General features: G+C 55.2%; 9 protein-coding genes and 1 pseudogene. 7 read left to right on the plus strand and 3 right to left on the minus strand.

The window, feature by feature from the left end:
• Window positions 1-134 precede the first annotated feature (134 nt).
• On the minus strand, window positions 135-1,241 hold the full coding sequence (gene dnaN / locus AWT75_RS01955; protein ID WP_045848141.1) for a DNA polymerase III subunit beta: 1,107 nt from the start codon (window positions 1,239-1,241) through the stop codon (window positions 135-137).
• A 52-nt stretch (window positions 1,242-1,293) separates the two neighbouring features.
• Window positions 1,294-2,692: pseudogene (gene dnaA, locus AWT75_RS01960) on the minus strand (chromosomal replication initiator protein DnaA).
• Between the two features lie 354 nt (window positions 2,693-3,046).
• Here dnaA and rpmH point away from each other — a divergent pair.
• The 7 genes from rpmH to AWT75_RS01990 all read left to right on the plus strand — a co-directional run bounded on the left by rpmH (window position 3,047) and on the right by AWT75_RS01990 (window position 9,998).
• Entirely contained in the window at window positions 3,047-3,181 is a 135-nt protein-coding gene (gene rpmH / locus AWT75_RS20685) for a 50S ribosomal protein L34 (protein ID WP_011137953.1), read from the plus strand.
• Window positions 3,182-3,189: 8 nt separating this feature from the next.
• Window positions 3,190-3,552, plus strand: a complete 363-nt coding sequence (rnpA, locus tag AWT75_RS01965) for a ribonuclease P protein component (RefSeq protein ID WP_045848139.1) — start codon at window positions 3,190-3,192, stop codon at window positions 3,550-3,552.
• Window positions 3,528-3,737: a membrane protein insertion efficiency factor YidD gene (gene yidD / locus AWT75_RS01970; RefSeq protein WP_045848138.1), complete on the plus strand. Its 210-nt coding sequence runs from the start codon at window positions 3,528-3,530 to the stop codon at window positions 3,735-3,737. The genes rnpA and yidD overlap by 25 nt, the downstream gene beginning before the upstream one ends.
• Before the next feature lie 19 nt (window positions 3,738-3,756).
• On the plus strand, window positions 3,757-5,406 hold the full coding sequence (yidC, locus tag AWT75_RS01975) for a membrane protein insertase YidC (protein WP_062786711.1): 1,650 nt from the start codon (window positions 3,757-3,759) through the stop codon (window positions 5,404-5,406).
• Window positions 5,407-5,557: 151 nt separating this feature from the next.
• The gene (mnmE, locus tag AWT75_RS01980; protein WP_062786715.1) at window positions 5,558-6,910 is read left to right on the plus strand and encodes a tRNA uridine-5-carboxymethylaminomethyl(34) synthesis GTPase MnmE; all 1,353 of its coding nucleotides are present in this window, start codon (window positions 5,558-5,560) and stop codon (window positions 6,908-6,910) included.
• A 147-nt stretch (window positions 6,911-7,057) separates the two neighbouring features.
• Window positions 7,058-8,182 (plus strand): sterol desaturase family protein, encoded by a 1,125-nt coding sequence (locus tag AWT75_RS01985; RefSeq protein WP_062786718.1) that lies wholly within the window; start codon window positions 7,058-7,060, stop codon window positions 8,180-8,182.
• 694 nt (window positions 8,183-8,876) lie between these two features.
• Window positions 8,877-9,998 carry a Re/Si-specific NAD(P)(+) transhydrogenase subunit alpha gene (locus tag AWT75_RS01990; RefSeq protein ID WP_062786722.1) on the plus strand — a complete coding sequence of 374 codons (1,122 nt, stop codon included), beginning with the start codon at window positions 8,877-8,879 and terminating at the stop codon, window positions 9,996-9,998.
• Window positions 9,999-11,417: 1,419 nt separating this feature from the next.
• Here AWT75_RS01990 and AWT75_RS02000 read toward each other — a convergent pair.
• A complete protein-coding gene (locus AWT75_RS02000; protein ID WP_161937716.1) occupies window positions 11,418-13,007 on the minus strand; it encodes a DUF6119 family protein in 1,590 nt (529 codons plus the stop codon).
• Between the last annotated feature and the right edge of the window lie 41 nt (window positions 13,008-13,048).

The raw sequence follows: 13,048 nt of genomic DNA on the forward strand, positions 1-13,048 counted from the left end.
CGCTTCTTTCCTGCGCTGGGGGAGGGGGCGGCGGGGAATATCCCGTCCGCTGTACCTCCCTTTGCTGCTCATGCTCAAAATCTCGAAAACTGCTGCCGGTGGCCGCAGTCACTGCCGACTGTGTTGCTGCTGTATCAGATGCGCATCGGCATCACGATGTACTTGAAGTTGCTGTAGTCCGGAATGGTGACCAGCGTGCTGCGGTTGGCATCGCCAAACGCCATTTGCAGGGTGTCGGCCGGCAGGTTGGTCAGCACGTCCAGCAGGTAGTTGATGTTGAAGCCGATTTCCAGCTCGCCGCCCTGGTAGGCGATTTCCAGTTCTTCTTCGGCTTCTTCCTGTTCGCTGTTGGTACACAGGATGGACATCTTGCCCGGTGCCAGTACCAGTCGCACGCCACGGAATTTTTCGTTGGCCAGAATGGCGGCACGTTGCAGCGCGTGCAGGAAGGACAGACGTTCGATCAGGAAGATCTTGTCGTTATCCAGCGGAATCACGCGGTTGTAGTCGGGGAACTTGCCGTCCACTACCTTGCTGATGATGACGGTGGAGCCAAAGCTGAAGCGCACCTGGTTGGCCAGCACTTCGATGTTGATCAGCTCGTCGCTGTCCTGCAGCAGCTTGTACAGTTCCAGGATGGTCTTGCGCGGCAGGATGACTTCGGCCTTGGGCAGGGTGGCTTCCACGTCGGCGCTGGCAAAGGCCAGGCGGTGGCCGTCGGTGGCAATCAGCTTTACCTGGTTGCCGTCGGTTTGCATCAGCAGGCCGTTGAGGTAGTAACGGATGTCCTGCACGGCCATGGCAAATTGCACCTGGGAGATCAGGCGCTTGAGTTCGCGCTGGCTCAGGCTGAAGCTGGATTCGCTGGCATTGCCAACCGACAGCAGCGGGAAGTCTTCCGCCGGCAGGGTTTGCAGGTTGAAGCGGCTTTTGCCGGCTTTCAGAGTGAGGCGGCCGTCCAGTTGTTCCAGCGTGACGGTGGTTTTGTCCGGGATGGCACGCAGGATGTCCTGCAGCTTCTTGGCCGATGTGGTCAGGCGGAAGTCTTCGCCCGGCAGTTCGTCGGCGCTGGCGGTGGTGATCTGGATTTCCAGATCAGTCGCCAGGAAGCCTACCTGTCCGCCTTTCTTTTCAATCAGTACATTGGAAAGAATCGGCAGGGTGTGGCGGCGTTCGACAATACCGGTCACGGCCAGCAGGGGCTTGAGAAGGGCATCGCGTTCGGCTTGCAGGATCAGCATGTTTCGGGCTCCCGAATGTGTCCAGAGTCAGTTATCGGTTGAATCAACATAATCAGTTACGCAGCATGGAGAGCAACGTATCGTAATCGTGCGCCATATCGGCGTCATTACCACGCATTTCGGCAATGGTCTTGCAGGCATGCAGCACGGTGGTGTGGTCGCGGCCGCCAAAGGCATCGCCGATATTGGGCAGCGAGAGCTGGGTCAGCTCCTTGGCCAGCGCCATGGCCACCTGACGCGGCCGGGCAATGTCACGGCTGCGCTTTTTGCTGTGCATGTCGGACAGCTTGATCTTGTAGTACTCGGCCACGGTTTTCTGGATGGCGTCCACGGTCACCTGACGGTTGCCGGCGGCCAGAATGTCCTTCAGTGCTTCTTTCACCAGGTCCAGCGAGATGCTCTGGTTGGTAAAGCGGGCATAGGCCACCACGCGTTTGAGCGCACCTTCCAGTTCGCGCACGTTGGAGCGCACGTTCTGGGCAATGAAAAACGCCACCGGGTGGTCCAGCTTGATGCTGTCTGCTTCGGCCTTCTTCATCAGAATGGCCACGCGCATTTCCAGCTCCGGCGGCTGGATTTCCACCGTCAGGCCCCAGGAGAAGCGCGAGATCAGCCGCTCTTCCATCCCTTCTATCTGCTTGGGGTAGGTGTCGCAGGTCATGATGACTTGCTTGCCGCCTTCAATCAGCGCGTTGAAAGCGTAGAAGAATTCTTCCTGCGTGCGGTTCTGCCGGCAAAAACTGGATGTCGTCAATCAGCAGCAAATCCAGCGAGTGATAGTAACGCTTGAATTCGTCAAACGCCTTGTGCTGGTAGGCGCGCATGATGTCGGCCACGTAGCGTTCGGCGTGGATGTAGCGGATTTTGGCTTGCGGGTTCTTCTGGAACACGTGGTTGCCAATGGCCTGAATCAAGTGGGTCTTACCCAGGCCCACGCCACCGTAGACAAACAGCGGGTTGTAAGCCTGGTCGCCTGGATTCTCGGCAATCTGCATGGCCGCGGCACGCGCCAGCTGGTTACCCTTACCGGTCACCAGTGTGTCAAAGGTAAACGAGGGGTTGAGCCGGGTGCTTTCGTGGCTGCCGCCAATGGCTTTCACCGCCGCCTGTTTGGCCGGGCTGGGGGTGTCGTTGCTGGTGGCGGGGGCCGGTGCGGGCTTGCGCGCACTGTTGCTGACCGCAGTAGGCACCGCCAGCGGTTTGCTGCTGGGCGCGCCCAGGCGCAGCTCGACCGGGGCTTCGCCCACCAGTTCTACCGCCAGTTCTTCAATGCGACCAAGGAAGCGATCCTTGATGAATTGCATGATGAAACGGTTGGGTGCAAACAGCGCAATGCCTTCTTCGTTGGCTTCGGCCGCCAGCGGCTTGATCCAGGTATTGAACTGCTGTGAAGACAGTTCGGCCTCGAGGCGTGCGAGGCAGGCAGGCCAGAATTGATCCAGTTCGGTCATTAAGTACACGCAAGTAAAAGCAAAAACCCGCCGTTGACGATATGCGTTGCGGCGGGAGGAGCCATGGTTGCCACCCTGTGGGATGGCCGGACGGCTATGTCCGGCGCGGGTGCAGCCCTGGCATGTGTTCATGCAAGGCAAGTGGCTTGCACCATCCCCCTGTCGTGCTGGCTGCCCTTGGGCGGGCGGCTGCGTTTAATAATTACGCAGGGGGTGGGGTGCGTTAAGTTTCGACATTCTAACGGTTTTCGGCAAAGTTATCCACAGGTGCGCTAAAAATTTGCCATTGACAAGCGGCGGTTTTTCTTGTGAAATCACGCGTTTATTTCCGTTTCGAAACAGGAATTCTTTATCATGAAGCGTACTTACCAGCCTTCCACTACCCGTCGCAAGCGCACTCACGGCTTCCTCGTTCGCATGAAGACCCGCGGTGGCCGCGCCGTTATCGCCGCCCGTCGCGCCAAGGGTCGCAAGCGCCTGGCCGTATAAGTTCAGTAATGACTTATCGCTTTCGCCGTGTGCACCGGCTATTAAAAACGGATGAATTTTCATCCGTTTTTAGTTTGCGGCAAGCGCGCAGCACGGCTTTGTTTCAGGTATATGCCCGTCCCAACGATCTGGGCCATGCCCGGGTTGGCCTGGTGGTGGGCAAAAAGGTCCACAAGCGGGCCGTACGCCGCAATTACATCAAGCGTACCGTGCGCGAGTGGTTCCGCCTGAATCAGGCTTCCTTGCCGGCACAGGACTACATTGTCCGTGCCAAACTTGCTTTTTCACGCGCTGACAGAGCAGAAGCTGTCATCGCCTTGTCTACACTCTTTGCTAAACTGGCACGATGTCGCGCCTCCTCATCCTCCTGATCCGCTTTTATCAACTGGCCATCAGCCCCTGGCTGGCACCACGGTGCCGCTATGTGCCGACCTGTTCCAGTTACGCGATCGAGGCGGTGAGAAAGCATGGCGCCTGCAAGGGCGGCTTTCTGGCGATGAAACGCATCGGGCGCTGTCACCCCTGGGGTGGCAGTGGTTATGACCCGGTTCCCTGAACTTTCCGGTATCGTAGAGATGGATTCCAAGCGACTCATAATCTTCATCGTTCTGTCCATGGGCATCCTGCTGCTGTGGCAGGAGTACTTTGCGCCCAAGCCTGCTCCGCAGCAGGTGGCACAGACACAAACGGCTTCGCAGCCGGACGCACCGGCCAGCCATACCGCCAGCGCCCAGCCTGTTGAGGCTGCCAAACTCACCGCCGGTCAGCGCATTCATGTGACGACCGACGTGATCAAGGCCGAAATTGATACCGTGGGTGGTGACCTGCGTCAGCTGGATTTGCTGAAGCACGATTCCGCCACGGACGCCAAAAAGCCGTTCGAGCTGCTGACCGACAAGAATGGCCGCGTGTACGTGGCGCAGACCGGTCTGGTGGCTGCCAGCAACCCGGCACTGCCTACCCACAAGTCGGTATACACCTCGGCACAATCCAGCTACACCCTGAGCGGCGACAGCCTGCAGGTGAAGCTGACCGCGCCGGCCGCCAATGGCGTGCAAGTGGTGAAAACCTATACCTTCAAGAAGGGTAGCTACGATATCGCGGTGCGTTTTGACATCACCAACGGCGGCACCACCCCGCTGGCCCCGACTGCCTACTACCGCATCCTGCGTGATGGCCAGGCACCGGAAGGTGAAGGCCGCTTTGCCCACACCTTTACCGGCCCGGCTGTGTACACCGCCGACAACAAGTTCCAGAAGGTTTCCTTCGAAGACCTGGCCAAGGGCAAGGGTGATTACGCCAAGTCGGCCACCGACGGCTGGGTGGGCATGCTGCAGCATTACTTCATGACCGCCTGGATCCTGAAGCCGCTGGATTCGGCCAGCGTGTGCAAGGACGACAAGTCCTGCCACTTCGAGCTGAAAGACAGCAACGGCCTGTATTCCGCCGCTGCCACCGTGGACCTGAAAACCATCAATCCGGGCCAGACCGCTTCCATCACCGTGCCGCTGTATGCCGGCCCGGAAGACTACAGCGTGCTGACCAAGATTGCCGACGGCCTGGAATACTCCAAGGACTACGGCTGGGTACACATCTTCGCGTCTCCGCTGTTCTGGCTGCTGACCAAGCTGCACGGTCTGGTGCAGAACTGGGGCTGGGCGATTGTGCTGCTGACCCTCACCGTGAAGGCCATCTTCTATCCGCTGACTGCCGCTTCCTACCGCTCCATGGCCAAGATGAAGGCCCTGGCACCGCGCCTGGAACGCATGAAGGAACAATACGGCGACGACCGCATGAAGTTCCAGCAGGCCGTGATGGAAATGTACAAGAGCGAGAAGGTGAATCCGCTGGGTGGCTGTCTGCCCATGCTGATCCAGATTCCGGTGTTCATCGGCCTGTACTGGGCACTGCTGGCTTCGGTTGAGCTGCGTCAGGCTCCGTGGATCCTGTGGTACACCGACCTGGCCCGTCCGGATCCGTACTACGTGTTGCCGGTGATCATGGCTGCCACCATGTTCCTGCAAACCTTCCTGAACCCGCCGCCGACCGACCCGATGCAGGCGAAGATGATGAAGATCATGCCGGTTGCCTTCTCGGCCATGTTCTTCTTCTTCCCGGCTGGTCTGGTGCTGTACTACGCAGTCAACAACATCCTGTCGATTGCCCAGCAGTGGTACATCAACAAGAGCATTGAAAACAGCAAGAAAGTCGCCCTGCAGTCCTGATATGGACGGTAGTGACTGACAAAGCCCGGCCAGACAAAGGCCGGGCTTTCTTTCTGATACAGTAAAAAAATCAATGCAAGTTGACCCAAGCCGCTGTCGCCATCCATCTGGCGGCTGCTTCGGTCAGCCTGTCAGCAGCAAGGAAACCGCCATGCCTAGCCTCTACGCTCCCGTCACCATTTGTGCCATCGCCACCGCACCCGGTCGTGGCGGGGTAGGGGTCATCCGCGTGTCAGGGCGTGACTTGCTGCCCTTTGCCGCTGCGCTTACCGGCGGCAAACAGCCCAAGCCGCGCTACGCGACCTATACCGATTTCTACGCGGCAGATGGCGAGGCTATCGACAACGGCCTGCTGCTGTACTTCCCCGGCCCCAACAGCTTTACCGGCGAAGACGTGCTGGAGCTGCAAGGTCATGGCGGACCGGTGGTGCTCAACATGCTGCTGACCCGCTGCCTGCAGCTGGGTGCACGGCTGGCCGAGCCGGGCGAGTTTTCCAAGCGCGCCTTCCTGAACGACAAGATGGACCTGGCCCAGGCAGAGAGTGTGGCCGACCTGATTGATGCTTCCAGCGAAACCGCCGCCCGCAGCGCGCTCAAATCGCTGAAAGGCGCGTTTTCCAATGAAATCCACGTACTGGTGGACGAACTGATCACCCTGCGCATGCTGGTGGAAGCCACGCTGGACTTTCCGGAAGAAGAAATCGACTTCCTCAAGCAGGCTGATGCACTGGGCAAGCTGCAAACCCTGCGCCAGCGCCTGCAACAGGTGCAGGCCACCGCGCGGCAAGGTGCCATCCTGCGTGAAGGCATGCACGTGGTGCTGGTGGGCCAGCCCAATGTTGGTAAGTCCAGCCTGATGAATGCACTGGCGGGGGATGATATCGCCATCGTTACCGATATCGCCGGCACCACCCGCGACACGGTGCGGGAGGAAATCGTCATCGACGGCGTGCCGGTGCATATCATCGACACCGCCGGCCTGCGCGATACCGACGACGTGGTGGAGAAAATCGGCATCGAACGCACCTGGCAGGCGGTGGAACGCGCCGACGTGGCACTGGTGCTGGTGGACAGCCGTGAAGGCGTGACTGCCGAAGTGGAAGCCATTCTGGAACGCATTCCGCCGCAACTGCCGCGCCTGTTCATTTACAACAAGGCCGACCTGAGCGGCGAAACCATCGGCATGGCCGAGGAAGATGGCCGCAGCGTGCTGCGCCTGTCCGCCCGCACCCATGCCGGGGTGGATCTGCTGAAAGCCCGCCTGCTGGAGCTGATTGGCTACAGCGGGGCCAGTGAAGGCGTATTCCTGGCACGCGAGCGCCATCTGGACGCCATCCGTCGCGCGGCCGAACATATGGAACTGGCGCACACAGACTGGGAAATGGTGGAGATCTTCGCCGAAGAGCTGCGATTGGCGCAGAACGCGCTGTCGGAAATCACCGGCCAGTTCACCCCGGACGACCTGCTGGGGGTCATCTTCAGCCGCTTCTGCATCGGCAAGTAAGCCGCATCCGCGCCCTCACTCAGCCAGGCTGCCAGCAGCCTGGCGCGTGTCGCAACAAAATTCCAACAATCTTCCGCCGGGCTTTGCTGTACCGTTGGGTACAGGCACGTGTTGTGCCGTTTTGCCATGTCTTGCGGATCAAGTCTGATGGAACAAATCACCGTATACGCCTTTCCGGTTTTCCTGCTGCTGATGCTGGTGGAAATCGGCTACGGCCTGGCCGTTGGCCGGAATACCTATCGCCTGAGCGATGCGCTGGCCAGCCTGAGCCAGGGGCTGCAGAGCCAGCTGGTGGCCAGTGTCAGCATGCTGTTCCAGCTTGGCCTGTATGCGCTCACCTGGCAGCACCTGGCCATCTTTCCCCATGCCGCCTTGTGGGCCACGCCCTGGGGCTGGCTGCTGGCCATTGTCATGTTCGACTTCTGCGATTACTGGCTGCACCGCGTGGGGCATGAAAGCGCGGTGTTCTGGGCGGCACATGCCGTGCATCACCAGAGCCAGCATTTCAATCTGTCCACCGCCTTGCGCCAGGAAAGCACGGTGGCGTTTCTGGGTTGGCCCTTCTATCTGCCCATGGCCCTGCTTGGCGTTCCGCCGGCCCAGTTTGCCCTGGCCGGGCTGATTGTGTTGCTGTACCAGTTCTGGATTCATACCGAACACATCGGCAAGCTGGGCTGGTTCGACCGGGTGTTTTCCTCGCCCTCCAACCACCGGGTGCATCATGCGGTGAACGACCAGTATCTGGACAAGAATTACGGCGGAATGCTGATTATCTGGGACCGGCTGTTCGGCACTTTCATCGAAGAGGATGAGGCCCCGGTGTACGGCACCCGCACGCCGCTCAATAGCTGGAATCCCTTGTGGGCGGTGGCATCCGGCTATGTGCCGCTGTGGCAGCTGGCGCGCCGTGCGCCACGCTGGCAGGACAAGTTGAAGGTGTGGTTCAAGGCGCCGGGCTGGCTGCCGCCCGGCGTGCGCGATGACAGCCCGACTTTTGACCTGCAAGCCGCCCGACAGCGTTATGACCCGCCGCTGACGCGTGCGGCCATGCTGATGGCCGTGGTGCAGTTTGTCTTGCAGACGGCCGCTGCCGCGGCCTATCTGTGGCAGAGCGATGTGCTGGCCACGCCCGCCTTGTGGGGTTTTGCCCTGCTGCAGCTGGCTGGACTGTTCGGCCTTGGCCGTTTGTTGCAGGGTGTGTGCTCGCCCTGGCGTCTGCTGGCGCTGGATGTACTGTTGATGTTGCTGGCGGCTGCTGGCAGCCTGTTGTGAGTCCCAGGCCGGCTGTCGCATTTATGCGGCAGTTGCGCGTCTTTCATCTCTGCTGCGCGGTGTGGCGGGCCGGCGTTCTGGCCTGCTTGCCCTGCCTATCCTGCTGGCATCTGAAATCATAAAACGCTGATACTGGCGGTTCCGGACTTGTGTTGCGGACATTTCCTGTACGGTATTCCGTGCGCGCCGACGGGCAGTGACAAGCAAGTTTGCAGGATGGTGCAATGCACGATAAGCCGGTTGTCACCGTGCTTCTTCTGTTGCTTACACGGATAATTCATTTTTGTTTACAGCACCTTGGTGTTAATGGTTAACCCTGCTTTACAAGCTGGAGGGCGAACCGTTAGTGTCTTTCGACGAGGTGTTTTCCCATGCGCGGCACTGCTCTTGCCCGGATTTTTCCCCGCCTGCCCATGGCAGGCCGGATGGTTCGGGGTGAGGGATGGTGATGCCGCCGCCCTTGCTGCTACCTGCTCCTGTCTTGCAGTGATCCTGCCTGGAGACCCTGCCGTGTTGACCGGATTGTCAGACGGTATATGGTAGGCAAATGTCGCAATTGTGTAAAAGTATTGCGCAAAATCAACATTCGTGTTTTTAATAGAATTCAAACGCTCGTTCGAAATTGGCCTCGCACGGGCGTTCGCTATCTTTGGTTTTTGTTTTTTGTCATTTCACATTGCAGGAGATTCACACCATGCAGATCGCTATTCCGGCTGAAAAGCTGGCTGGTGAAAAACGCGTGGCCGCAACACCGGAAACGGTGAAAAAGCTGGTTGCCATGGGTCACTCCGTGGTGGTCGAGCAGGGAGCCGGGCAGTTTGCCGCCGCTCCCGATGCGGCTTACGTTGATGTCGGGGCCAGCATTGCCCCGGATCGTGCCCAGGCGCTGGCCCAGGCCGATATCGTGCTGACCGTGCGTCCGCTGGACGAAGCCGGCATTGCCGAGCTGAAAACCGGCGCGGTGCTGATCGGCCAGCTGGCCCCCTACCAGAACAGCACTTTCCCGCAGCTCGCGGCCAGGAAGGTTTCCGCCTTTGCCATGGAGCTGCTGCCGCGTACCACGCGCGCGCAGAGCATGGACGTGCTGTCCAGCCAGAACAACATTGCCGGTTACAAGGCGGTGCTGCTGGCCACCCATTACTACCCGCGCTTCATGCCCATGCTGATGACGGCTGCCGGTACGGTAAAGCCGGCCAAGGTGCTGATCATGGGTGTGGGTGTGGCCGGTTTGCAGGCCATTGCCACCGCCAAGCGTCTGGGTGCGGTGGTGGAGGCCACCGACGTGCGCCCGTCCACCAAGGAGCAGGTGGAATCGCTGGGCGGCAAGTTCATCGAAGTACCGATGACCGATGAAGAAAAGGCTGCCAGCGACGGTGTGTACGCCAAGGAAATGTCCGACGACTACAAGCGTCGCCAGGCGGAACTGGTGAGCAAGCACGCCCGTGCTGCCGACATCATCATCACCACTGCGCTGATTCCGGGCAAGAAAGCGCCGACGCTGATCAGCACCGACATCGTGGCCGCGATGAAGCCGGGTTCGGTCATCATCGACATCGCCGCCGAAGCCGGTGGCAACTGTGAACTGACCCAGCCGGGCGAAGTGGTGGTGACTGACAACCACGTCACCGTGGTGGGCCAGTTCAACCTGCCGGGCGAACTGGCGGCGGATGCCTCCAGCCTGTATGCCAAGAACCTGCTGACTTTCCTGTCGCTGATGCTCAGCAAGGAAGGTTTCACCCTCAATCTGGAAGACGACCTGCTGGCGGCCACCCTGGTGACCCACGACGGCCAGGTGCGTTTCCCGGCGGCCAACTAAGGAGAACAGAGATGGTCGATCCCTTTATCGCCAGCCTTACCCGTCGGTGCGGGTGTTTTGATGAATTTTCGCGGCAAGCAGGAACGGAATCTTTGCCTGGCCAAAGATCCCCACTACGGGAAAAGCTTAGCCGCATCGTATGGCCTGCGGCTGCCCGACAGGCTCCGTCGTCCGGGGCGAGGCGCGCCTGAACTCGCGATTTGCTAACGTCAAATCGCTCAGACACGGCAGGCGCTTAAAACCTCGCCCCGGCCACCCGTCGGCATGCTTGACGGGGCCAAGGGTGGCGTCGGTGCGGTGGTTTTTCGATGGGGGAAATGGATTTATTAGGTAGCGTTGCGCGGTGGATCGCCCCTCTGGGGCATCCACCGTACGGGGTCGGCGTGTAGGGCGGAAGCCCCTGCGTTATCGGTGCGTTCCGCCGTGAGATATGCCCGTTTCGCTATCTGCTAACGTCAAATCGCTCCAACAGTGCAGGCGATTACATACATCGCCCGGTCACCCGTCGGCATGCTTGACAGGGCCAAGGGTGGCGTCGGTGCGGTGATTTCAGATGAGAAAGGACTTTTTGGCACGCTGACTATGTCATTGAAATATTGCGACCAAGCGAGCAAGCTGTAAGCAGCCTGCAAACAGGCAGGAAATGCATGTTGGAAGGAAGATGGAAGCGGGATGAGATTGATGCCGGAGATGTTGCGCAGATATCGGAAAGCGTGGTTCAGGCTGTCAGATCGAGATTGCTACGGTAATCGTCCGCACATCATGATGGGTATTGTTTAAGGCGGCAAACTGATATTTAGAGGCGTCAGATGGTATTTTTCGGCAAGAATCAGTCCACTTTGGAAAAAGTAAACAAGGTGCTGTTTGTAATTATTTTGGCAGAAATTCTTGCGTCCTTCGTGTTCGATTGGATGCAAAAATATTCATCGGTAACTATTGGTATTTTAGGTGTGATTAATGTTTTAAATAGTATGATTACTAAAGAAGTAATTTATATTCGTGGTGGTGAAATTCTCTATGAGAAAAACAAAAAAACTTATATTTTTTTCATGTTTATGTATGGTGCTTTTGCATTAATGTTTCTTTATAAAGGCCTGTCGAAATTTTAGGCGCATTATCGAATCGTTCCTCCTCTTATTTTTATAATCTGTGCCGACAGTAACCGGTCCCGTCAGCGCGAGCCGACTCAGTCGTATCGCGCAGGGTTTTAAGCGGTCGGCTGTCCGAAGCGGCGCGACGTTAGCGCGCCGCAAGTTCCGGCCGCGCCCTGGGCGGTGCGGCTGGGGCGGGAATTCGACGCGCTGCGGGTCGCCTTTTCTTTGGGTACTTTCTTTTGGCGAAGCAAAAGTAAAGGACCTCGCCGGCGGGGCGAGACCCGCGAAGTTAAAGAGTATATCTAAATTTTATTGCGATATTTTCTTATTTAACATGCTTCGATATGTATATTTTTGTTTCTAAACCATATGAAGCAGCTTTTTGCCTCCAATTCTCAATTGCCAATAGAAGTTGAATTGAGTTTAGATCAAAAATTGATCCTATGTCGTCTGGATGAACTATCCAAATTGAGGCTATTTTAATATTGTATGTTGTTTTGATTGTTTCTTGGCAATATAGCTCTAGTGCAGTTATTGATTGTGTTATATTGTAAATAAGATGCATTTTATCATCGGATATTTTTAAAGAAATAATTTCATTGTTGTGGTAGAGGTCTGCCATTTCTACGCGGTAATTATTTCCAATCGCTGCCATGGTTTTAACAGTGTGTGTTGCTCTATCGAATAGTTGATAGCCTGTTTTGGCCATTTCCTCATTAAAATAATATTCTCTGTACGTAATTTTATCTTTTGCTGTTCCTGCTGCTATCTCGTTTTCTTTTTTTATTTTCCATTTGACATACTGTTTTTCGTAAAGATTTTTCTTTTTTACAAGTGGAATTTTTGCTAATGATTTCTTGAGAAAGTCAAGGAATTTTTCGTTGAAATAATACCAGTCGCCATTTTTTGTTATGTACTGATCATTTCCAAGTGTCATCCGAAAATCAAGTGCTTCCTTTATTGATTTTTTGAATTTATCACCATTTGAATCCGTCATTTTTACTTTTATATTATCAATATCGATAATATTTTCTGAGGATATAAAATCAGAAATACTACCTATCGTTAGATTATTCCCGATTGTTTTTGATTTAAGAATTTTGTTTTTATTTGAATGTATTAGTTCATAATCAAGTATGTCGCTTGAGATGTAGATGTGGGGTCCGAATATATTAAATTCGGTGATTGAAACTGATGCGGATTTATCTTTTATGCATTTGAGCAGGTTTTCGTTAAGGTCTTTGATGGTTGTTGGGTTGTTTTCTTTTTCAAGCTTTGGAATTTCCATTGTAATTTTTGATTGTAATTCTTTTTTGATGCAATCAATTATTTCATCGAACTGATCTGGATTTTTTGTTAGGCTTATTTGTATTGAATCAGAGCAAATTATTGACCCTTCCCCCCATGTTTTTTTGTTTTTCAATGTTAGTTTTAAGTGATCTACGGATTCGCCAGCAATGAAGTCGGTTTGATTGAATTTCTGATATGACGCAATGTCGCCTTTCTTGATTCCGGTGAAGTATCGACTTTTTTTGAGTAAGATGGAGTCATTTTTTGCAGCGCGAATTGCAAATGAGATGCCAAAATCTCTATCTATTAATTTATTTAAATAAAAATGTGATTTGCCAAAGCTTGCAATAAATATGTAATTTTCACTTTTATCTTTGGGGGTTGCGATAAGCAATCCATAATGAAATACATTTTCCGGTATGTAATTTTTGGTTTTTGTGAATGAACTAAAGGAGTTCCACCATGGGACCGGAGTTCCTTTTGGTTTCTCTGAGAAATAAAAGCGGAGGTTGTAATTGTTCTTTCTAATGACTCCTAATATAACTAGTTCAGATGATTTTATTTTTAACAATAATTGTTTTATTTTATTTTTTTCAATTCTGTAAATATTGTATTGATTTTTCAAAATTGCACCATTTATTCATTAAAAAATGACTTTGTCATTTG

The sequence above is a fragment of the Aquitalea pelogenes genome, assembly GCF_001515305.1.
GTDB classification, from domain to species: Bacteria; Pseudomonadota; Gammaproteobacteria; order Burkholderiales; family Chromobacteriaceae; genus Aquitalea; species Aquitalea pelogenes.

Coding starts and splice junctions, on each gene's coding strand:
- rnpA (WP_045848139.1), top strand. CDS start 3,190: ATGACTTATCGCTTTCGCCGTGTGCACCGGCTATTAAAAACGGATGAA.
- mnmE (WP_062786715.1), top strand. CDS start 5,558: ATGCCTAGCCTCTACGCTCCCGTCACCATTTGTGCCATCGCCACCGCA.
- rpmH (WP_011137953.1), top strand. CDS start 3,047: ATGAAGCGTACTTACCAGCCTTCCACTACCCGTCGCAAGCGCACTCAC.
- yidD (WP_045848138.1), top strand. CDS start 3,528: ATGTCGCGCCTCCTCATCCTCCTGATCCGCTTTTATCAACTGGCCATC.
- AWT75_RS01985 (WP_062786718.1), top strand. CDS start 7,058: ATGGAACAAATCACCGTATACGCCTTTCCGGTTTTCCTGCTGCTGATG.
- dnaN (WP_045848141.1), bottom strand. CDS start 1,241: ATGCTGATCCTGCAAGCCGAACGCGATGCCCTTCTCAAGCCCCTGCTG.
- AWT75_RS01990 (WP_062786722.1), top strand. CDS start 8,877: ATGCAGATCGCTATTCCGGCTGAAAAGCTGGCTGGTGAAAAACGCGTG.
- yidC (WP_062786711.1), top strand. CDS start 3,757: ATGGATTCCAAGCGACTCATAATCTTCATCGTTCTGTCCATGGGCATC.